This window comes from Leeuwenhoekiella aestuarii (genome assembly GCF_004104055.1).
Taxonomy (GTDB): domain Bacteria; phylum Bacteroidota; class Bacteroidia; order Flavobacteriales; family Flavobacteriaceae; genus Leeuwenhoekiella; species Leeuwenhoekiella aestuarii.
Window position 1 is genome coordinate 57466 of record NZ_QOVJ01000011.1, and the last position, 22892, is coordinate 80357.

The following is a 22892-nucleotide window of genomic DNA, read 5'->3' on the forward strand; positions in this document are numbered from 1 at the left end:
ACCACTCTATAAACACATACCTTTAATCAATTCAACACTATGAAAACCAAACAATTAAAATTTTTAGTCCTTTTATTCCTTTTTATATCAGCAGTATCCTGCTCAAATGACGATGATATGAACCAGGAGGACCAAGAAAATCACAATCCCGAATATCACGGGAATGTATCCCTATTAGTTTCTGATGCGAATTCGACGGCACTCAATTTCATCAATCCATTTAATTCAGAAATTCAAACCTTCCAGGCATCTTTCCCCAAAGGGGTCGTTTATGTTACCCAATCTGGTCTTTATGGAATAATCACACATAGAGAACACGATTTTACTGAAACTTTTAATTTAGGAGGTGAGATAGATCACGGCGATCATAGTCATAGTCTCGGTGAAACCGGATTGACAGACACTAATTTTGAAAGTATGAAACCAACACATTTTAAATCTGAACAGGGTTACGTGGCGGTTTATAATGATGGAGATGCAACGCTTAGTTTATTCAAAGAAAATGATATAAACGGAGGAGCAAGCGTTTCTAATATCGCTACAGGAACAGCGGCACATCACGGTGCAATGGTGATCTTTGATAATGGTAACATCGCCGTTACCAACCTTGGTTCTGGAATAAGTCTACCTGAAAAAGTTCATATCATTAATCAGCAGGGAGAAGTGATCTCTCAGGAAGAGCAAAGTTTAAGTACTTCTGGAATTCATGGAAGTGCAGGTAATGATGATACGGCTATTTTTGGAGCAGCTTCAGGCATTTTAGTGGTGCAGGATAATGGAGACCAGCGCATCATTGATTACCCTGAAAGTTTTGAAGAAGGAGTATGGTTTGGAAGTATACTTGCTACAAACGAGCCTGATCTATTCATAGGATATACGGCCGCAAAAGGAGTATATTTTATCGATATATCTACTGAAGAGGTTACGCCTTTATTAGAAACTTCAGATTTATTCAAATGCATGGTTTCTTTGGATGGAAACGAAGTGGTGAGCTTAACGAAAACTGGATCATTTACAATTACTGAAGTTTCTACCCAAGAACATGTATATACCGGAACTATGGGGATCACTCTGGATACTGAATCTGCTGATCATAGCTCAATAACCAGCAATGTTGATTATTTTGAAGACTATTTATTTGTCTCTATTCCTACTTCAAATAAGATCATACAGTATAACCTTTCAGAAATGAATATTGAAAAGGAATATGATCTTGACATAACCCCCTACCAATTCAAGGTGTTATCCTATGATATCGCTCATTAAACTATTTGTTGTAAATCAATGAAAACAACAAAATTTTTAGCCCTGCTCTTCGTGAGCCTGTTTACCATTACTGCCTGTACTAACGATGACGACGAGATAATTCTTGAAGAACCCACCATAAGTGATGTTGAAGTAGGTTTAAACAACAATGAGATTGGGGTAATTGGACGGGATTTTCACCTGAATGCAGAACTAATTGCTGGTGATAAAATTGATTTGGTAAAAGTCAGCATAACACCTAAAATAGGCGAAGCTTACACCTCGGATTGGTCCTTTGAAATCACATTTGATGAGTTTAAAGGTGCCAAAAATGCTACGGTACATAAGCACTTTGACATTCCGGAAGATGCGCCGGAAGGCGTATTTGATTTTATCATTACCGTTACCGATGAGAATGGGACTTCTCTAGAAGAAACACGAGATATTAAAATTTATGCTCCAGAGAATCTCCCGGTGGATCCCCAATTATATGCTATGTACACCTATAAAAATGAGATGTACATAGAAGTTCCTTCAGAAACTAAATTTACAAAAAAGGATACCCTAAAATCACAATCATTCATTAGCGGGGTAAAAGGAGATGGTAAAATGTATCTTTTACTAATTAATAAAAAGCATAATCACCGTCCGGAAAGCATTGATAACATTGATTTCTCTAAGGCCATTGTTTATGATGTTTCAGAACATAAAAATGAAGAAGAGGTATTTACTGCTAACAATCATCTTTATTATGAAGTTCCAAGTTTAATAATTGGGGCCACCAATGATAATGATGCACCACAACCTAATTCTATTGAAGGTGATAAAAGCTGGGACAACGGGGAATATTATTTTGGTGTAGTTTACACTAATACTACCTATAATATCAGTGTTTATCACTACACAGAAATAACACTTACAGGTTTCTAGATTCCTTTAATATTTCAAAGAAAAAAGCCCGCTCATCGCGGGCTTTTTCCATAAAATTAAATAATTCACTGTTTACAATTCACTAAGAAGGTAGTCACCCAGGCATTGGGTTGATAGCCCTAACCAAAGACATTAAGTGAAATGTGTTTCCTTTTAATTTTAAATATAATTCACTATAAATGGAATAAGCTACTTTAACAAAATAAAGTAGCCTATTCCTTATTTAGATCTAGCTTGCGAGCGTTTTTTAGATTCTCTCATACATCAGTCAAAACTAACCTCTTCCCTTTAAAACGGACTGATTAATGTTAGCATACTATCTTAAAGTAAATTTTTAATTTAAAGAGCTAACGTACATGTATACCAATAACCAAGTAAGAGACTAATATGTATAACGATATTAGAGGAATATTCCATTCCTAGTTAGGAGCGGACCAGTTTACTCGACTCTAATCTAATGCTTATTTTTACTTTCAAATTTTTTGATTGTTTCAGGAGTTACTGGTGTAAATAAATTAACCAAATTACCATCAGGATCCCGGAATAAAAGCGATTTATTTCCCCAAGGCATTGTAGTTGGTTTCTGAACCATGTAAGGTTTTAAGAAATCAGCCAATCTTTTATAATCTTTTTCTACATCATCTACTAAAAACTCAATAATAGCACTGCGATTTTGTGAAGCCTGTGCAACATCTTCTCCTCCAAAAAAATGTAATGTTCTTGTGCTTCCTATAGCTAAGGTTGCTGTTTTTGTTTGTAGCTCAGCAAAATCAGGTGTGAATTGCACTACCGGCATACCTGTAATATGCTCATAAAATTTCACTAAGCCATTTAAATCGGCAGTAATAATGCGAATGGATACTAAATTCATTTTTTTAGATTTTAAATTATGAGCAAAAGTAATTTCGGTTTATGACAATGGTGTGTCAGGGGTCTTGAACTTTTTTTCTTTTTCGGCCAAATACTCCTGTAATGTGAGCGTATGAGGATTAAATTTTAATTTTGTTTGCTCAATTTTCAGCATTCTGTCCAACCTAAACATTCTGTAATCCTTTCTTAACCTGCAATACGCAATAAGTGTCCAATTCTCTTGTAAACTGTAATAAAACGCAAAAGGCTCTATTAGCCTTTCGGTTGTTTTGTTTGCACCTTCACTTTGATAGGTAATCGTAAGCGCTTGAAAGTTTGTCAACGCATTTTGAATTAACATGAGCGAATTACTTGTATTTACGCTTGATATTACGGGACTAACAGCAACACGTTTAGCTATCAATTCTGTTTTTTCTCTGGTGGAATATTGCAGAACTGCCTTTATCTTACTGATGGCTTTTATGTATTCATTGATAAGTGAACTGTCCCTGTTTTTAAGTACCAATTGTTCAACTGTAATTAAAGCATTTGCCTCATTTTCAGAAAACATTATTGGTGGAATTTTATATCCCTCCATCAGGGAATATCCTTTTCCTTCTTCAGTCAATACAGGCACTCCAGCTTTTTCTAAAACTCTAATGTCACGATAAATTGTTCGAACACTTACCCCAAATTTTTCAGCAAGACTTGTAGAAGTAATAATTTGTTTTGTTTGGAGTTGGGTTAAAATTGCAGTCAGTCTTGAAATTCTCTTAATGTCATTATCTTTCATTGTAGGTGTGACGTTTTTGGGGTATGTTCAAATCCACCACAACTGTTGTGAGTATGGGAATGCGGGAGGGATGGTCCCAAATTTCACCCTGAAATTGCCAAATCAAAAGATTTGACGGACTATCCAAAAATAAGGTACTTTCGGTTAAGCAATTTTCCATGCATTTCTTATACGTGTAGTGGCCGTTGCACAACCCTTTTTAAATGAAAACTATTAATTACCAGGAGCTTTGATGAGTGATATACACTTAAAAAACAACTGCTTACAAATTCTTAAAAATCAAAAATATCCTCTTTTCTTTGAAATATTGACTTGCGAAACAGCTACTGTAATTGTGCACCGTATTTTTTATTTGTTTCTTAAATATAAAATTTTATAGTTTTTTTGGTAATAGTTGAATATCCATATAGCATTAAGGTGTCATTAGAAACACTTAACTTTTCACATCTTTTTGATTCCGGTAAGTTCAAAATTATATTAGATATTTCAATATTTTGAATGTTGTTATTGCTGTTATTTTTATAATCAATCAGATATTGATTTTACAAAATATGGAGAGTCGTCCCACCTAATTTTTTTATGATTAGTTTTTTGCTTTAATTCTTCTGGAAGACAATCATAAATCACTTTACTTATTTTTTTTATTAATAGTTTTTTTGAAAACGTGTCAGAAGTTACCAAACTTATTTCCCTAACTGGAATAGGAGAATCAAAAGGAAGCCCAATGGCATTGTTATAATCTTTTTCACCACTTGTCGATAGCCAAGGTAAAATCGCAAACCCAAAATCTGCTTTTACCATTCTTTTTAAGGATTCAATAGAGTTAATTTGATAAGAAAATTTAGGCGTAGATTTTGAAGATTCTAATTCACAAATATTCAATAGTTGGGAGTTATAGCAAAATTCACTTTCTAGAAGCATCAAATTATTAACATCATCTCCCTCCAATTTATAATATTCATTTTTGGCCTGTGGGTGTTTTTTGTTGAGATACGCTATAAAAGGTTCTTCGAAGATTGGAAACTCCCTTAGAAATTTTTCTCCTGTTGGAGTTGCCATAATAGCAATATCTAGTTCTCCATTATCAAGGTTTCTTACTAAATCTACTGTGGTTGCTTCTTTGATAATATAGCGAATGTCTGGTGTAACTTTTTGCAATTCACCTAAACATAATGGTATTAAGTAGGGAGATAAAGTAGAAACGACACCTATTTTAATTGTACCCTTTAATTCATTCTTTTTTGAAATCACATAATTGCGAATCTCATTAGTTTCCTTTAAAACCCGCTTTGCTTTTTCTATTATTTCTTCCCCAAGTTCTGTTGGTTTTAATGGAACCTTGGAACGATCGAAAATTTTAATTCCAATTTCTTCTTCTAATTTTTTTAATTGAATGGTTAAACCAGGCTGACTTACTAAACACTTTTCTGCTGCCTTTGCGAAATGCCTTTCTTCACTTAACGCAATCACATATTTAAGTTGTTGAATCGTCATGCTTATAAATATAATTAATTAATAATCAAATTTATTTATTTGATTTATAATAAGCAAATTTTCACCTTTGAACCATCAAATACTGTATAAATCAAAAACAAAAAATCATGAAAACAATTTTTAAATTTTTAATTCTAATTATTATGAGTACAAATGTAAATGCACAAGTAAAAAATTATGCAACAGATTCAAATTTGGATCAAGGAACAAAAGGATTTTTAAAAGTTTTGAACTCTTCAGGTGGACCTGCGTTAGAAACTTTATCAAAGGAAGACGCTCGTCAAGTATTAATTGGCGCACAAGCCTCAGTAGTGGTTGATTTATCAGGAATTGAAGAATCGGAAAAGACAATTAACGCCGATGGGTATGAAATCAAACTTAACATTGTAAGACCAGAAGGCGTAAAAGAAGCGTTACCTGTTTTTATGTTCATTCATGGTGGTGGATGGATTTTAGGAGACTACCCAACTCATCAGCGATTGGTTAGAGATTTAGTAGTACGTTCTGGAGCTGTAGCTGTTTTTGTTAATTATACACCATCACCAGAGGCGCAATATCCAAGCGCTATTAATGAAATTTACGCAGCTACCAAATGGGTTTATCAAAATAGTTCTGAAATTAATGTAGATGGAAACAGACTGGCGATTGTTGGAAACAGCGTTGGCGGAAATATGAGTGCTGTTACAGCGCTTAGAGCTAAAGACGATGCTGATTTAGATATCAAAGCGCAAATTCTACTTTGGCCGGTAACTGACGCTACTTTTTCCCAAGAATCATACAAATCTTATGCAAAAGATAGATTCCTTACTACCAATATTATGAAATGGATGTGGGATCAATACACTACTGATGCCAAAGAACGTGCTTCAATTTATGCATCACCTTTGCAAGCAAGCATTGACCAGCTTAAAGGATTAGCTCCAGCTGTAATAGTAGTAGCTGAAAATGATATACTAAGAGATGAAGCAGAAGCATATGGAAGAAAGCTCGACCAAGCTGGTGTTGAAGTTAGTACGGTTCGCTTTAATGGAACCATTCACGATTTTGGATTACTTAATGTTCTCGCATATTTGCCATCAACTCAAAATATGCTTGATTTTGCGGGGAATCAAATCAAAAAATATTTAAATCAGGAATAGAAAATGGTTCCAAACCAGTAATAAATCTTTTTATAGAAGCTCAGCATTGTTTGTCATTGTTGAGCTTAATTGCGAACAATAAGTTTGTATATGTTTTGTTAGGTGTTTCAAGCACCTAATTTTGTAAATAATCACCTACTTGCGAAAGTCCAGGGCTAAAATGATTAAAATCAAAAACTGGGAAATACCCACAATGACTGAATCGGAATTCGTGAAGCTATTTCCTGAAGAACATTGTTAAAAAGTCTAATCCAGCATATATAGACTAAGTAGATTTAATTCAAAACTCACTTAACTTCTCCTCCTACCCAAAGCCTCAAAACCCCCTGGTTTCGATCAGGTAATTACAAGAGTTTTGCAATTGGGTGATGCCTTGCTGTTTCCACGTATCAAAACCACGATTCCCTCAAAGCGCTACCTGAATTTCCTTTTTAAAGCGTTGTTGTTGATGCTTGTGCAGCATTTCCCAATATTCCAGTACGATCACGCTGTTGGGCTATAAGCTATGGAGCTGGGATTTTATCGCTTTTAGCAGCGTTTACATAACTGGCTGCTGGGAAAAGATTTAGAGGTCGTTATTTTTCCAAACTGAGAAGGGAATTACCTGATCTATAGCATAGCTGGTAATCCTTTTCCCGGTCCATACAATGGACCACTCAAAAACGGGTAAATATCGGAGCAGGAATGCTCAGCTTGTATTTTAGACTAAAAACAGCCCTAAAAGAAGTGTTTAAAGCATTGCTAACCTGTGTAAACATCCCAAGTTTATGAAGGGTATAAAACTGGAAAACCGCTTAAAATAATCGCAAAAAAAAGACTGCCTTTTTAGACAGTCTCTTTTCAAGTTATTTAAGTCCTCACCTTTCTAGGTACTGTTAGTATCTTTTTGATACCTTATTAATTGATTTGCCTCACGCAACAATTTTGGTTCCTTTTCCGTTTTTCAAGGTTAGCCGTTAACTTTTTCAAGATGGTTTGTCATTCTGCCAATTGGGCTTTCACTTTAGCTTAGAACTCCTCATCAATTATAAAATAAACTGAGACCATTTGGTCTGCTTAAATAATGAATCATTATCATCAAATGGGTAACGGTATTAAAGTAAGTGAGTTACTCTAAAGACAAAGTAAGAAACGTATTAAATTCCAACCCTGTAGAAGTTATGGCCTTGATTGTTATTCTATAGTCCCCTGCTGCCAAGGTGTTATTTTCCTTGGTGGTAACTTCGCCAGTTTCTTTGATTATATTGAAAATTCCGTCAAGATCCTCATAAGGTTGCTCATCTTTTTCAATCTTTACAATCTCATAACTTCCTGAATATTCTGATGGATAAAGTACTGGAGCACTAGTTTTAGAGCCACCTGCTTTTGAAAGGTGTAACAAATTAATCAAAATACTCATATCACCTTCAGGCAGGTAAAATCCGTAAAAGAATTTTATTTCCGGAATGAATATTACTTGAAACTGTATATTACAAACTGGAAACCCATTTTTTAGCAAACTAGGGGTTAGGTTATACTTTAACTCTTCTTGCTGTGAAGGGTTCCCTTCAACTCCTGAAAAAACAATCTGATTATCGCTCAAGGTAATGCTTTCTGTATAGTCTTTTATTTCAGGCAAAGACCAAGTGAGATTATCAGTATCAATAGCAGGTGCATTTAAATTAAATTTAGTTTCATCATTGCTGTAAAGAGCATAAGAAAATGAAATACCATCGCTTATCTCAGCTCCTTCCACTTGAATTGATCCAGGAAGAACTTTTATAGAAATAGTCTTTTCACCTATCGGATTATCATTACTATCCGATGCCAAAATTGTAACCTTATATTCTTCAGGTATTTGCTGGTCGTTAATAGATGAGACAGCTCCGGTGGGGTATACAAGAGCACTTTTAAAGTTTATACGCGCTTGACCAGCATTAGACACCACCATCGCTTGTTTGAGTTGATCATGCAGGTTTTTTGAATTGTCGATCTTCACATTAGCTGTTTGACTAAAGTCTAATTCAAATTCTACAGAATTTGCTTGCTCCTTTATTTCTGATAAGTCAATTGTTAAGTCGTCACCATAGGTCAATTCATAATTCGACGGCAGGTCAATAGATATAGTTTCAATAGGTGCTTCATCATCTCTACTGCATGAGAATTGGAATACGGTCAAGCAAATAAGCGCGAAAATTTTCTTTTGTTTTTTTATCATGGATTTCAAATTTTCAGCGAAAGTAATCTAATAAAATATATTATCGCAACAAAGTTGCAATAAAGTAAAAGTTTGATATTTTTGCACGCTTTAATCCCAATGCTACAAATGCAAAAGCACTTTCCAGTCATTCTTATTCTATTTAGTATTCTTCACTTTTTACCAGCTGTGTGCAACGCTCAAGAAAAGATGGAGACCGATAGTCTATCTGTTGTTAAACTCTTTGAAGTTATTGTTAAGGGGAACTCAACTAAATTTTCAAAAGAGCAAACTATTTCTATTGATTCAAAGCATCTTACTAGAGAAAAGATAGATCTTTTACAGTCTCAAACATTGGGTGCTACCCTTAGCCATCTTCCAGGGGTACAAAATTCATATTTCGGTCCTAACTCAGGGACACCTACAATTAGAAGCATGAGCGGAAACCGCGTGAAAATTCTATATAATAGATTAGAAATCAATAACCTATCTGGCATAAGTCCTAATATTAATATCAATGTCGATTCGGAAAACCTACTAAGCATTGATGTTTATAAAGGAGAAGCTGGTGTTTTATTTGGAGGAAAAGCTATAGGAGGAGCTGTTAATTTACAGGATAATACTATTCCTGAAGCACAGTTTAAAAAACAATTGGAAGGCTATGCTGTTGTTGAAGGAGGTAGCAATAGTGGCTATAGGCAGGCAGTAACTATAAATGGTAACTTAGGCAAACATCTGGCATGGCATATAGGAGGGATGAATCGCTGGAATGGTGATCTCAATATTCCTGGAAATACAAAGGCTCCCATTGCATATGATGAAAATATTGATGACTTGACCCAGTCACTTGCCCAAGTACATGTAGATGCAGAAAATATACGTAATCTAAGTCTTTACCCCTACCTAAGTCAGTACGTTTTAGAAAAACTAGATGATCCTAATTTAGGGTTGACAGAAGATGATCTTTATACTTTTACAGAATATTCATACATCAATGGGCAAAATATTCGTAATCCAGTAAATGAGTTATTTATTCCTAATCAAGATCCTGATACGCCGCTCTATGAAAAGGTTGTATATGGAATTTCAGATTATGCTCCAGTTACTAAGGGGATAATGCCTAATAGTCATTCTAAGTCTAAATCATTGAATATAGGTACTAATTATAGTCTTGATAATCTTAGAGTTGGTATAGGTTATCGATATATTGAAGGATTTTATGGTATACCGGGTTTTGCTTTAACAGATCGACCAACCCACAGTCATGATCACGGTCATAATCATGACCACGAAGCGGTTTCTAGTTCTGAATATGCTCCCATAAATACAGCCTCAGTCTCAAGTACAGTTTTGTTTGAATCTGAATTCCAACCCAAAGAATCTTACTTTGCTTCATTCCGCCTAAATTATACTTTTCAATATTCCGATGATCGTGAATTAATTGGGGAATCTTTAGGCAATCAATTTGATAGCAACCGCCAGGCTTTCCGAATTGAAGCTCAACAAGAACCTTGGAAATTTGGAAGCGGAATGAGCGGAATTGATTATTCTTTTCTCAAGATGAACGGTAAAGGTACTCAACGTTATTTACCTAATAATCAAAGTGGGGAATTTGGTGTTTTTACATTGCAAAAATTAAAATTTACATCCTTATTAATGAATTTGGGTTATCGCCATGATTGGATTTCAAGAAAAGTATTTCCAGATTCAACATATAAGCCTGGCAGAGGTCTGGCTGGAGGAGCTTTATCAGATCGCTATTTTGATTTAAATCATTTTACAGCAGACATTCGCTGGGATTTCTTTAAGATTGCTTTCTTAAAAGCTAGTTTTAATCACGGGGAACGAGCTCCTAATGTTAATGAGCTCTATGCAGGGAATGACCATTTTGCTATTATGATCGAAGAAAATGGCGACGATCAATTGAATAAAGAAATTGCTAATACGTATGAATATGGCTTAGGTTTAAACTATAAAGGGCTCAACTGGAGTATTACCAATTATCACACTACTTTTAATAACTACCTTTACCTAGCCCATACCGGAATTGCCCGTTCGGGAGGCTTCTTAGTTAAGGAATGGAGAGGTTCTGACACCGAAATATCGGGTTGGGAAACAACATTAAACTATCAGCAGAGCTTAGGAAATACAACTAGTCTTGAACTATCAACTTTCTTTGATTTGGTCAAAAGTAAGAATGTTTCTGACGATCCATTGAGAAAATGGGCCGAAGGTGATTATATGCCTAACTTACCAACGAGCAGATATAGCATTTCCTCAACTTTTATATACCATAAAATACTATTTCATACTTTGTTTGAACGCTATCTTAAACAAAAATATTTAGGTAAGAACATCAATCCAGAACCTGCAATGCCTGCTTATTCTTTACTTTCAGCACGAATTAGCTATCAATTAGAATTTTTTCTGCAAGAAATCGACGTCTATGTTTCTGGAGATAATATACTCAATATTGAGGCTCGCCCCCAAAATTCATACCTGAAATATCTCGCTCCTCTTCCAGGAAGAAATATCACATTGGGTGTGAAATTAACCTTATAATTGAATTATGGGCTTGTGCAACGATTATCGCTGTTGTAAACTTTATGCTATTTGTTCAATTCTTGCTTCTTTACATAATGGATAAAATTTTACAAATTCCTTAATCAATTCTTTCATTTCAGTAAAAGAGTCTGAGTAATAATAATGTGCCGTTTCAGTTCCGCCTTCCCAATATTTTATGATTTCTGAATTGTCTTTGGTCAATTTTTTTATTTCTGAAATTACAAAGTTAATATCAGAGTTTTTATAAAATTCAGTGTCCAAATTCTGTCGATCAATGTAAATTCCTAATCCTTCTTTTTGTCCGAATTCAATTTTCTGGTCAGTCTTTTCTATTGTCAATTTTGAGCCTTTAGGTGCTCCGAGTTCCTCAAGTTTTTTAATTATCAACTGAATATCGTTTTCATCAATTTCGGATGAATTTAATTTGATTTCTAAATCGCAATATTCAAGTTCTCCCTATTTCAATTGCATTGTTCCTCCACCTGTCACTTCTCCGATTCCGTTTGCTTTAAGAAATTCCTCTAAAGGGTCTTCATCGATTTCTCCTCTGTCGAGAGGCATAATTTTGTCATTTAGGGTAGCCAAAATAAAATTTCGGACATTATCCTTTTTTCGTTTTCCAAATAGCTTTTTGATGAAGTTCATATGTTTGTTTAGCTTGTTTACAACACCTTAATATCTCCTCAAAATTTACAGGACACCAACACTTTTTGATTATACCATCGGTAGGACTTAAGGCTGTAATGTAAGATACTGTACATGCAAACTGACTCACCTCGCTAAGGACTTGGTCTCTACCCTATTTCTATTTTAGACCCATTTACCTCACATCCCAAGCCTCAAAACCCCGGGTTTCGATCAGGTAGTTACAAGAGTTTTTCAATTGGCTGATGCCCTCTTGTTTCCACGTATCAAAAGCGTGATTCCCCAACAGCGCTACCTGAATTTCCTTTTTAAAGCGTTGTTGTTGATGCTTGTGCAGTAGCTCCCAATATTCCAGTATTCGATTACGTGGTCGCTCAATAAGCTCTGGAGCTGGGATCTTATCGCTTTTAGCAGCATTTACAATCCGAGCTGCAGGTAACAGGTTCCAGAGGTCGTTGTTTTTCCAGATAGAAAAAGGAATGACGTGGTCTAGTGCGTAACGCCCAATCCGTTTCCCGGTCTATATGCAATGTATCACCCATAAACAGAATCTTCGACAGCCTCTAATAAACGATACCTATACTCGGCATAAATAAATTTCACAAGAGCATCCAATAGATCCAATACCTAGCTCAAAACAGACTAATCTCAGAGGGCTCACCGACAAAGTTCCGATTATTATTGGGGCGGTTCAGACAATACGGCGTTCATGCCAGGCTCCCGTTCTTCAAAGGAACAGGCTGTACCGGCCGCACGAACGCTAGTTATTGTGCTTAGTATTTTTTCTTGTCATAAGGTATGAAATTCTCCCAATACCAGGGCATCCATTTATCTCCCATTGAAATTTCTACTAATTCCTTAAAAACGCTTTCTCCGTTAGAACTGTTGGACATTATCACAATCCCAAGGTTCTGTGATGGATAAAATACTGTATAATGTTCCCACCCTTGAATATGTCCCTCTTTAAAGATTGCTTTCCCGTAAGGTGTTTTATAGGTTCCAAAACCTAAAGCGTAGCTTAATTGGATATCGTTATTTTCGCTTGTTTTTATCAATCTGTTTTTACCAAATTGTTGCTTACTTTCAATAAGGATTTGTGGTTTGAAAAATTCATTATAAGCATTTTTGCTTAGGCCTTTTTGGGCTAACATAGTTTGGATAAATTTTGCATAATCTTCAGGCGTTGTATCCATACTGCCTGCAGCATATTCTACATTTCTTTTTCTACGTTTTAGTGTTTTTCTTTTCTTATAATGACCGACGGCATAATTTGAATCAAATTTTTCTTGCCAAAGAAAACTTGTCATATTCATTTCCAACGGTTGGAAAACATATTCTAGTGCGAGTTCTTCCAGCCCTTTTTCCGTTATATGTTCAACAACGAACTGCAGCAACTGAATGCCCTCTCCTGAATAATTGTAAAAAGTTCCAGGTTCAAATTCTATTTCTAACGGTCTTTTCATATCAATACCGGACTTTCCAATATATCTCCAATTCGGAAATCCAGTTGTATGGGACAAACACATTCTTGCAGTTATCTTCTTATATCTTTTGTCGGTTTTTAAATCTTTATAGTTTTCATAATCGCGTTGGAATTCATAGGAATATATTGGATTTTCAAGATACTCTATCAAAGGTTTGTCTAAGTCAATCTTTCCTTCATCAACTAATTTCATTACAATAAATGCAAACAGAGGTTTACAAAGAGAAGCCGCATAAAAGTTATGTGAGGTTTTAAGAGGTTGTTTCTCTTTCAGATTTCTTGAGCCATATGCCTTTTGAAATAAAATGCTATCCTTAGTAACTATAGATACCGTAAGTCCGTGAACATTTCCTGATTTTTTTAAGCGTTTAATTTCATTATCTAAAGCCGTAGTAGATACTATAGAATTGTCTATTCTTTTAAAAGATTGAGAGTATATCTTTAGATTTATAACTATAAAGAATAGTGAAATTAAATATTGCGTTTTGCCCATTTTAAAGATGATTAGAGATTCCTTTATTTAATAGACGTATAATTTTGTAATATAGTTGCCTGAGTTTTTTTCATTATTAAGCACAACTCGTTATAGCAATATTAAATATATACCTATCCTCTCAAAATTTACAGGACACCAACACTTTTTGATTATACTATCGGTAGGACTTAAGGCTGTAATGTAAGATACTGTACATTCAAACTGACTCACCTCGCGAAGGACTTGGTCTCTACCCTATTTCTATTTTAGACCCATTTACCTCACATCCCACGCCTCAAAACCCCGGGTTTCGATCAGGTAGTTACAAGAGTTTTGCAATTGAGTTACGCCCTCTCCTTTCCACGTATCAAAAGCGTGATTTCCTAACAGCGCTACCTTAATTTCCTTTTTAAAGCGTTGTTGTTGATGCTTGTGCAGTATTTCCCAATATTCCAGAATAGCGCCTCGCTGGCGCTCTATAAGCTTAGGAGCAGGGATTTTGTCGCGTTTCTTTGCATTGATGCGAGCTGCTGCCGGTAGCAAGTTCCAAAGGTCGTTGTTTTTCCAAATGGAAAAAGGAATGACGTGATCTATAACATAGCTAGGGATGCGTTTCTTGACCTACTGGCCTATATCCTAATCGTTTTGCAAAATTTCTAATGGTGTTCAATACCTTTAAGGTTATAATTGATCATCCTGCACTTTTGTTAAAATTAAGTAGGTAGGTATGCTTAGATCTTAGCTTAGTACACAAATTAAGAATCGGTGAAGTACGGGTCAACCTTTCACTAGTGGGTCTGAATTACTTATATAGGATAGCTTTTAGGATGGTGGGTTTCTTAAGTACAAATAAAATCTTTCCCTTTTATAGTTTAGTTATTTATACATCGGGTAAGTTTACCACGCCACCAGTCACAGACTGGCGGGAGCGGAGGGAGATTTTCTAAGAATTAGTGGCTTTTGCAACGGTTACCGTTGTTATGGGCTGGGCTTTTCTGACGATTATTCATTTCCTTCACGTATAACTTCTACCATTTCGTCAAATCCATGCCGTATCAATAGCTTTTTTAATGTGGTTATAAATCGCCTCAATTCTCGTTCTAAAATTGAATTATAATCTGGACTAAGTCTATTGAAATCGTGTGGTAGTAGGTTCGATATTGCGTGGTTAATACCTGTAATAATTGTTGGAAAGTCTATAAACTCCAATACATCGTTTTCAATTTTCGTATCAATACTTATATATCTTGGTCTTCCCGCATATTTAAAAGAGACATTTTCCGTCTCAATTGAAGATTTTAAACGTTCAAATTGCAGGTTAACATCTTTATTAATTTTCTCTGGAATTATTATTTTCACTCGACATTTTTTGAAGTGTTTTTGTTTTGTCTCAAAACCATTATTTTCAATAAGATATCGACATATTGGAACGACTAAATTTTCAAAATAAACAGAAGCTAATGTGGCTGATGGAAAAAAGTTTAATTCGTCGTCGCCACTTGATAAAAATAAATCTCTTATTTGTCCAACAGCTAACTCAAAAGTTTCATTATTTCCCTTTTCAAACTGTGCCAACGATAATCCTCCAAAATCTGAAAGTAATTTAATTTCTTTATCTATGAGAAAAGCACATTTTGAAGTTCCTAAACGTCCAGTAAAAAGGCCTAACTCAAAAAGAACATTATCTCGTGGCTGAAGCATTTCTTTACCTCTAAAGACTACTTTGTCATCATTAGTTCCTAAAAGAATGCCGAAATCATATTGCAGAGTTGCCTTTAGTAAGTCTGATAAAAAATTTTGATTTATTTTAAAAATAGATGAGTCCCAAACACTTTCATTCCATATTGTAACGTCAAAATCTTTGTCAAGAATTGCTTTAGCTTTCTCAGCAAGTTTTAATTCCTCTGACGATGAACCAATAAATAGTTTCTTCTTTATCATACCACAATTTTTGATTTTAAGTCTAAAAATATACTCTCAACCTCTGAAAGTAAAATTTTTAAGTTCTCAAGTTTAGTTTCATTGTATTTAAAAATATACTCCCGTCCATCTACTGAAATTATACTGTCCGATTTGCTTTTATTATTACATATTTCTCGAAGTTGATTATAAATTACTGGCACCAGTTCGTAGAATGATAAATATTGATATTCACTAATTTTAATGTCATAACAAACTGCATTGATATCGAAACTACTAAGTTGAATATTCTGACCAGAGCTTGCTTTAATATTTTTTAGAAAACGTATCATTTTTTTTAGTCTACCATTTGTGTCTGCGCTTCGTTGATTTATTCTTTTAATGCTTAAGAATGGGTAATCTGCATCTCCTCGTGAATCCAATTCTTTATCATAAATCTGAACACCGCGATAATCTCCTTTGTCATTTATTATTGATGTTATATCGTCAAACCAATTGGCAATAACAATATCAACTTCTCGGTTAAGACTAAGGTTTTTAATTTTAATAGCTTTGGGCTTTGAGACATCACAAATCGAATAATTGTTAGACATTATTCGCTCACTATCAAGTCTCATATTTCGCAAATCATTTAAAGCATTTCCTTGATATGGTGAACCACCAACTTCACTTTCTAATTTCTTGATTGAAGATTCATAAAACTGTGCTTTTCTAATCGAATTTTCTAATAATGCTTTTATTTTTGTTTTGTCCGGTTGATAAAACTTTTCGCTAATTGTTAATAAATCAATGTCGCTAAAACCTTTGATATGAGTATTGGTCATTACTGAACCTTGATATTTATAAGTAACATTTTCAAGTTCTTTTATAAGATGTCCTTTAACTCTTTCACCCGCATCTTTACTTTTTTGAGTATATTCAGGCTCAACACCTTTCATTGCGAGCCGAATGAAAATTAAAACTTCACTATATGAGATAGTGGCAAGCTCATCAGAGAATGATTTTTTGAATGCAAAGTTTTCTGGATTTACTCTTGCTCTTATACTTTCGGTTAATTGACGATAGTTTTTATTCATTCTCAAATTTTAATTAAAGTACGGATTTTGCCTTGCCCATAACTTGTTATATCAACACTAAATATATACCTATCCCTCAAAATCCACAGGATATCAACACATTAAAGTTGCATTCATAAAAATATACCTTTGTCTTAGAAATAGCTTACAGAATCCTGTAATCCCCTGATTTAAACTAAAAAAAGGGGATAAATCCCCTCAAAACACCCTTTTGTTCGAGTGTACTTCGAGTTTTCTTCGGGGTTTGTTCGAGAAACACCCCCTTTTTCCGAAGCGCTCTCGAAGGATACCCGAACAAGACTCGAAGCAAACCCCTCTAAAAATAGAATTGCTATGCGGGAATAGGCTATAGTATGTAAAAGGATGCTGCAGTATGCGAGACCGTGCAAGTGCCTGCAAGTACAGGCCATTTAAAATAGCCTATCGTATTGGTAATTTTAGGAATTGTGTTTCTTGAAAATGGTAGCCTTGCATTCACAGTTATTGGATGAGAACCTCAGCCTTATACCTTCCATAGCGTTAGTATACCGTTACCCTGCCTTTGCTATGCTTTATCCCCGGGTGAAACGTGGGTGAACCTCGAGTGAACTACGGGTGAACCTTGGGTGAAAGTGGTTCTGGGAATGTTTAAAATGGAATACTTGAAGTACGAAATTCTCGGAATAAGTAATTGCCTAGGCTCGTCTAGAAGAATCACACTGCCAACTGTAAAAGAGCCTTTCCCCTATCCTACTATACGCTGGTTTGGCGAAAGGCGTTTTTACCTTACCAAGTAAATATAAGGTATTTATAAGGCCTTGTCAAGAGGAATATCTAGCAGCGTTAACGCAAAAACTATTTTGATTTATTTTTTAATATCCGTTCAACATATTCTTGATAATTTTTAAATCCGTTTTTTTCTTTTTTCAGGATTTTCCAAATCAATAATTACGTTAAGACCAGAATCATAAATCTGCCAATTGTGTTTTTTGGCCAACTCAATTAGTTCATAAAGTTCCTTTTCTCCATACAATAAGAGCATAACGTTGCTCGAATGTTCGTTATTGGCAGTGACCTCCTCCCATTAAATCGGACTGATATAAACTAGAGAATTTCGGGCAAATAAATGTTTAACTTTAAATAGATTATTTGCTTATGAAACGTTCAAAATTCACAGAGTCTCAAATCGTGTTTGCGATTAAACAGGTTGAGACGGGAACGCGTCTTTTTGAGGTCTGTCGCAAGATGGGAATCAGCGAGGCAACCTTTTACAATTGGAAGAAAAAATACGGTGGTCTAGGCGTCTCCGAACTGAGAAGGCTCAAAAACCTGGAAGAGGAGAATGCTCAGCTTAAAAAGCTTGTAGCCGATTTAAGCCTTGACAAACAGATTCTTCAGGACGTACTTAAAAAAAAGTTCTGAGGCCGTCTCGAAAACGAGAGATGGTCAGCAATATTCGTATGGAATATAATATTTCCATCAACCGTTGTGTACGCCTAATATTGCTGCACAAGAGCGTTTATTATTACACCCCTACAGAACGTGGAGATGAATTACTGCGTATGAGAATGAAAGAAATAGCAGCTACGCGGGTACGCTATGGGTTTTGGAGAATCTATATCCTGCTTCGTCGGGAAGGCTTTATGGATAATCATAAACGGGTTTATAGAGTGTATTGCGAAGAAGGTTTAAACCTCAGATCTAAGAGGCCTAAAAGAAGTCGATGTGCAGCCCATAGACAACCTGTTCTTGGTAATGCCTCTAGTTTACATGAGTGCTGGAGTATGGATTTTGTGACAGATCAACTCTACGATGGAAGCCGTTTCAGGGCCTTAACTGTAGTGGATAATTATAGTCGTAAATGTTTAGCGATATATGCAGGGAAATCCCTTAAAGGAAGTGATGTTGTTGGGGTGATGGATAATTTAGTTAATGATGCAAAAGTTTATCCTCAACGCATCAAAGTAGATAATGGAAGTGAATTTATCAGTAAAGTATTGGATAAATGGGCTTATGAAAACAATGTGGAATTGGACTTCTCAAGACCAGGAAAACCTACTGATAATCCCTTTATAGAAAGCTTCAATGGATCATTCAGGGATGAATGTTTAAATACAAATTGGTTCTTCTCTTTGGAAGATGCTCAGGAAAAGTTCGATATTTGGAGGGAAGACTATAACGGGTTCAGACCACACAGTTCATTGAGTGACATGTCACCCAATGAGTACATTGAAATCAATGAAAATAGCCCAGATTCTCAAGTTATTACTAGTACCTAAAGATGGGAGGAGGTCACAGTAAAGTCAATTGTAAAATTAAGCAGTTCTAATCGGGGGGAGCTTACACACTAATGTCCAAATACTTATCCCCTATTTCCAATGTTTCATTTTGAATATAGGTATTTATCACTTGACCATATTTGTTGGCTTGATATTTCTCAGGGAATCTATTGAAAAGTAGTTTAAAAGAATCTTTTTTAAAGTCGTTCCTTAAAAAGTATAATTCCATAATTGTGTATAATGAAGGCTATTCTGACACCATACATTTTGTCCTAATTTTAAATATATTATTGTATATCCTATGTGCTTTTTTTTGAACATTTTATAAATCACCACCACGATAAAGATTTGAATACCCTAAATGAAACGCATATACGCGCTTACTTACAAAGACTCATTCGTCAGAATAAATCAAACTCCTACCTCAATCAGGTCATTAACTCCATAAAGTTTTATTATGAAGTTGTTTTAGGCATGCCTAACCGATTTTATGAAATAGAACGTCCTAGAAAAGAACATAAACTCCCTCAGATCATTTCAAAAGAAGAAGTGTTATCTCTAATAGCTCATACTAATAATCTAAAGCATAAATGTATTGTTGAATTACTTTATGGCTCTGGTTTAAGAACAAGTGAGTTATTGAACTTAAAGATTGAAGATATAGACAGTAAACGAATGCTTGTGAGGATAAAACAGGCTAAAGGAAATAAGGATAGGCTAACCCTTTTATCTCAGAATGCATTATTAGATTTGCGTAAATATTATAAAAGCTGGAAACCTAAAGAGTACCTTTTTGAAGGTCAAAGAGGAGGCCAATATAGTGGCCAAGCCGTTGTTAATATTGTAAAAAATGCTTCTTTAAAAGCTCGAATTAAGGTTTCTGTAACGCCTCATACGTTGAGACATAGCTTTGCTACACATCTACTTGAAGCCGGAGTCGATCTGAGACAAATACAAGTATTATTGGGACATCAATCAACCAAAACCACCGAAATTTACACCCACGTGGCCGCAAATACTTTTAAAACAATAAAAAATCCCTTAGATTAGTTCTTTAACTAAAATGGATATAACACAACTTGTTGTGTTATCCGTACGTTAGCCACAATATGAGGAAAACCCAAATCAGAAATAGTATTACAAAGATTCATTTCTATCTTTTGGGATTTGCTGTACTGAATTTCACTCTGAAAAAAACGATTGAAATAAGTCTGAATTACAGATTTGCATATTTAATTACAGTTTTGATTTATACAAGCGGAATTATTCTGTTTTTCTGGAATTTCAAACCATTCAAAAAACGAGTAATCTATTTTAGTGTTTATTTTATAACACCAATTCTGACTTTACTCTTTTGGTTGTTTGGCGGAATATTTTTTGGACTTTTAGCCTCAATTGTTCTCTACCCAATCTATCCGAGCGAAATAAAAACACAAAACGAGAAAATTGTAGTTTATAAAAAATACCAAGGATTTATGGGCGCTTGTTGTCCTTATGAAGTAACTGAAAAAAAATACTGGTTGTTGGAAAAGAAAATAATGGACATTAATCTCTATGAAGCTATTGACTTTGGAAAAGCTTCTCTCAAATCTAAAGATGGAAAATCGGAATTAAAAATAAGGTATAATAAATACGAGTTTGGGCCAGAAATAAGTGAAGAAACGGACACGATAATTAACATAAAAACAGAATAAATACTGTGGCTAACAACGTGTATAGTTCATTGCTTCCGATTTTCCTCGCGGAAAATCCTCGCGCTGAACTATTGCCAGTTTTATTTGCTAAATTAGTTACGAGACCAGCGCAACAAACCATACACAATCCGTTGTACGCAAGCTGAAAAAAACTCACTCGAATTGAAAAAAATCACGCTGATATTATTAATCGGACTTATAATTGGACTTATTTCTGTCGCTTTGTTTTGGACAGATTTTGTTCCTAAAAAAAATCGGATTGAAATAACTAACGAATTTATTATAAACGATAATTGGGACGAATACAACCACGCAATCATAATTGAAAAAATGACTGTTTTGGATAACCGTTTGAATGTTTTCTCAAAAGAATTTATAAAAAACTCTCATTATTGGGATTTTGAAAAATCACTTGAAAAGGACAACACTTTGACTTGCAATTATTGGGGAAATGAACTTTATACAAAAGACAAAGTATATTTTGACAAAGATAATGGCTGGAACTGGAACGTAAACGGAATTGAGAAACCGACAATTGGAAAACTTGAAAACGGAAATTGGTATAAATTTTTGAACCTGTTAATGAATACAAAATATTATAATTATGTATTTGTTGACAGCATTGGAAAAACACACGTTTTTAGTGTAAATAAAGCTAATTATTAAATAAAAAAAGCCAGCGTACAACACCGGCTTATAGTTCATTGCTTCTGACTTTCCTCGCGGAAAGTCCTCGCAAATTTGCTATCTTCGGTTTACGGCGGAAAATCCTCGCGGATTTTCACGCAACAAACCATAGCCAAATACGTTGTAGCGCATTAAAAAAAAACATTACGAAGAAAATAAATGAACGGATTTAGACTTTTCCCAATCCACATTCTAATAAAAGATTTGTCATTTATGACCTTCTATTTTCTGTTGATGAAATATAACTTGACAAGCGAAACAGCATTGGCTGATGTCTTAAAAAACAACCCAAATATTACCGATTGGAGCTTCGTGAGTATTATCCAAGGTTCAATATTTTACAATCTGACAACTCTGATTGTAAGTCTTGTAACCTATTTTCCAATAGTATATTTAATGAAAAGGCTGATTGACAACAACCACACAATAAAAATAATACTGACAGGATTTATTCTGACAGCAACAACACCCATATATTATTTATTTCTGACCGACTGGAAACACAATAATTACTATATGCCAAATGCTGAACGAATTGCTTGGATACTTTGTTTTGTTCTTTCAATCGGATTTTATTATTTAGCGAATAGAACTAATAAATCCAAAATAAACGAATAAAAAACGCTCTACAACACTGGCTATACGCAATTTCTCGGTCATCGCTCATCCGAAAATTCCTGCGGTATTTTCTACGGTTTGGGTATATTTATAAAGACAAGGGTAAGGCTCGCAACTGCGCATAGCCTAAACCGTTGTGCGTAAGCCGAGAAAACATATAGCCCAATGAAATTTTTCATCATTTTCACTCTTTTTCTGCTCTCCAATACTTTAATGGGACAAAATTTCCATACCGAATTTGAATATGATAATGGAATTAATAAAGGCATTACAATTCAGAATAGTTATCCAAAAGGCGGACAAAGATTTACAACAACCAACGGAAAAGAATTTGTTTATGTAACATTTTGGACTTGTATTACAAACAAATCTTCTTCTAATTTGGCATTAGAAGTGGATTTTTCAGCTAATTCATTTGTAATACCTTCAGAGCCTGACATAAACTTCAATTTGTTTATACCAAATAGCGAAATGAATCTTGAGAAAGAAAAATTACCGAATTATGGATTGGATATAATAAGTTTCCTTGACGAAAATATAAATAAGCCATCTAAATTGAAAACAGTAATTGAACCAAACAGCTCTTATCTGTTGTATTCGGTTGTAATCTCTGACGAAGGTGTAAACGGAACAATAAGAGCAGGATTCGAATTACAGCAAGATGAACTTATTTATAAACTTAATAATTATGAAATTAACTGTGGAAAAATTGTAATTAAAAATTAATGCACGGATCCTGTAGCGGAAAGGCCTACGCACAACAACGGTAACCGTTGCACAAGTCTATAATTTCTTAGAATACCGATTCATTTTAGCCGCTTTTAAGCGGTTTTCTAGTTTTAGAC

General features: G+C 34.7%; 19 protein-coding genes and 1 pseudogene. 9 read left to right on the forward strand and 11 right to left on the reverse strand.

Features of this window, described 5'->3' with window-relative positions; all coding sequences use genetic code 11:
- The first annotated feature begins 39 nt into the window (after positions 1-39).
- Both DSM03_RS17295 and DSM03_RS17300 read left to right on the forward strand, forming a co-directional pair.
- Positions 40-1266, forward strand: a complete 1227-nt coding sequence (locus DSM03_RS17295; RefSeq protein ID WP_128763411.1) for a hypothetical protein — start codon at positions 40-42, stop codon at positions 1264-1266.
- Between the two features lie 18 nt (positions 1267-1284).
- Complete coding sequence (locus DSM03_RS17300; RefSeq protein ID WP_128763412.1) at positions 1285-2175, forward strand: DUF4625 domain-containing protein; 891 nt, start codon at positions 1285-1287, stop codon at positions 2173-2175.
- A 454-nt stretch (positions 2176-2629) separates the two neighbouring features.
- Here the strand turns inward: DSM03_RS17300 and DSM03_RS17305 are convergent, their stop codons facing one another.
- From DSM03_RS17305 to DSM03_RS17315, 3 genes are all read right to left on the reverse strand, one after another.
- On the reverse strand, positions 2630-3046 hold the full coding sequence (locus DSM03_RS17305) for a VOC family protein (RefSeq protein ID WP_128762879.1): 417 nt from the start codon (positions 3044-3046) through the stop codon (positions 2630-2632).
- A gap of 39 nt (positions 3047-3085) precedes the next feature.
- Positions 3086-3817, reverse strand: coding sequence for a helix-turn-helix transcriptional regulator (locus tag DSM03_RS17310; protein ID WP_128762880.1), 732 nt, complete (start codon positions 3815-3817; stop codon positions 3086-3088).
- 525 nt (positions 3818-4342) lie between these two features.
- On the reverse strand, positions 4343-5311 hold the full coding sequence (locus DSM03_RS17315) for a LysR substrate-binding domain-containing protein (RefSeq protein WP_128762881.1): 969 nt from the start codon (positions 5309-5311) through the stop codon (positions 4343-4345).
- 107 nt (positions 5312-5418) lie between these two features.
- Between DSM03_RS17315 and DSM03_RS17320 the strand changes: the two genes are divergently transcribed.
- Positions 5419-6450, forward strand: coding sequence for an alpha/beta hydrolase (locus DSM03_RS17320; RefSeq protein WP_128762882.1), 1032 nt, complete (start codon positions 5419-5421; stop codon positions 6448-6450).
- Positions 6451-7558: 1108 nt separating this feature from the next.
- Here DSM03_RS17320 and DSM03_RS17325 read toward each other — a convergent pair.
- Positions 7559-8647 carry a hypothetical protein gene (locus tag DSM03_RS17325; RefSeq protein ID WP_128763413.1) on the reverse strand — a complete coding sequence of 363 codons (1089 nt, stop codon included), beginning with the start codon at positions 8645-8647 and terminating at the stop codon, positions 7559-7561.
- Between the two features lie 108 nt (positions 8648-8755).
- Between DSM03_RS17325 and DSM03_RS17330 the strand changes: the two genes are divergently transcribed.
- Positions 8756-11188: a TonB-dependent receptor gene (locus DSM03_RS17330; RefSeq protein WP_201740469.1), complete on the forward strand. Its 2433-nt coding sequence runs from the start codon at positions 8756-8758 to the stop codon at positions 11186-11188.
- Between the two features lie 42 nt (positions 11189-11230).
- On the opposite strand, the gene DSM03_RS19070 is transcribed toward DSM03_RS17330, so the two are convergent.
- The 7 genes from DSM03_RS19070 to DSM03_RS17360 all read right to left on the reverse strand — a co-directional run bounded on the left by DSM03_RS19070 (position 11231) and on the right by DSM03_RS17360 (position 16790).
- The gene (locus tag DSM03_RS19070; RefSeq protein WP_201740470.1) at positions 11231-11578 is read right to left on the reverse strand and encodes a hypothetical protein; all 348 of its coding nucleotides are present in this window, start codon (positions 11576-11578) and stop codon (positions 11231-11233) included.
- Between the two features lie 69 nt (positions 11579-11647).
- Positions 11648-11836 (reverse strand): hypothetical protein, encoded by a 189-nt coding sequence (locus DSM03_RS19075; RefSeq protein WP_201740471.1) that lies wholly within the window; start codon positions 11834-11836, stop codon positions 11648-11650.
- 175 nt (positions 11837-12011) lie between these two features.
- Positions 12012-12344, reverse strand: coding sequence for an HNH endonuclease domain-containing protein (locus DSM03_RS19320; RefSeq protein ID WP_128763425.1), 333 nt, complete (start codon positions 12342-12344; stop codon positions 12012-12014).
- Between the two features lie 265 nt (positions 12345-12609).
- The gene (locus DSM03_RS17345) at positions 12610-13812 is read right to left on the reverse strand and encodes a serine hydrolase domain-containing protein (protein ID WP_128763414.1); all 1203 of its coding nucleotides are present in this window, start codon (positions 13810-13812) and stop codon (positions 12610-12612) included.
- 258 nt (positions 13813-14070) lie between these two features.
- Positions 14071-14403, reverse strand: a complete 333-nt coding sequence (locus DSM03_RS17350) for an HNH endonuclease domain-containing protein (protein ID WP_128763415.1) — start codon at positions 14401-14403, stop codon at positions 14071-14073.
- 393 nt (positions 14404-14796) lie between these two features.
- On the reverse strand, positions 14797-15735 hold the full coding sequence (gene cap12, locus DSM03_RS17355) for a CBASS system CD-NTase-associated NAD(+) hydrolase Cap12 (protein WP_128763416.1): 939 nt from the start codon (positions 15733-15735) through the stop codon (positions 14797-14799).
- The gene (locus DSM03_RS17360) at positions 15732-16790 is read right to left on the reverse strand and encodes a nucleotidyltransferase-like protein (protein ID WP_128763417.1); all 1059 of its coding nucleotides are present in this window, start codon (positions 16788-16790) and stop codon (positions 15732-15734) included. The genes cap12 and DSM03_RS17360 overlap by 4 nt, the downstream gene beginning before the upstream one ends.
- Positions 16791-17924: 1134 nt before the next feature.
- On the opposite strand from DSM03_RS17360, the gene DSM03_RS17365 reads away from it, so the two are divergent.
- From DSM03_RS17365 to DSM03_RS17385, 5 genes and pseudogenes are all read left to right on the forward strand, one after another.
- Positions 17925-19048, forward strand: a protein-coding gene (locus DSM03_RS17365) for an IS3 family transposase (protein ID WP_128763418.1) whose coding sequence is annotated in 2 segments (ribosomal slippage) — positions 17925-18180 and positions 18180-19048 — 1125 coding nt in all. Because the reading frame shifts where the segments join, the coding sequence is not laid out codon by codon here.
- 297 nt (positions 19049-19345) lie between these two features.
- A pseudogene (locus DSM03_RS17370) lies at positions 19346-20098 on the forward strand (tyrosine-type recombinase/integrase); the annotation flags it as partial.
- A 110-nt stretch (positions 20099-20208) separates the two neighbouring features.
- Positions 20209-20742 (forward strand): hypothetical protein, encoded by a 534-nt coding sequence (locus tag DSM03_RS17375; protein ID WP_128763419.1) that lies wholly within the window; start codon positions 20209-20211, stop codon positions 20740-20742.
- 162 nt (positions 20743-20904) lie between these two features.
- Complete coding sequence (locus DSM03_RS17380) at positions 20905-21408, forward strand: hypothetical protein (protein WP_128763420.1); 504 nt, start codon at positions 20905-20907, stop codon at positions 21406-21408.
- An 804-nt stretch (positions 21409-22212) separates the two neighbouring features.
- Entirely contained in the window at positions 22213-22773 is a 561-nt protein-coding gene (locus DSM03_RS17385; RefSeq protein WP_128763421.1) for a hypothetical protein, read from the forward strand.
- Positions 22774-22892 lie beyond the last annotated feature (119 nt).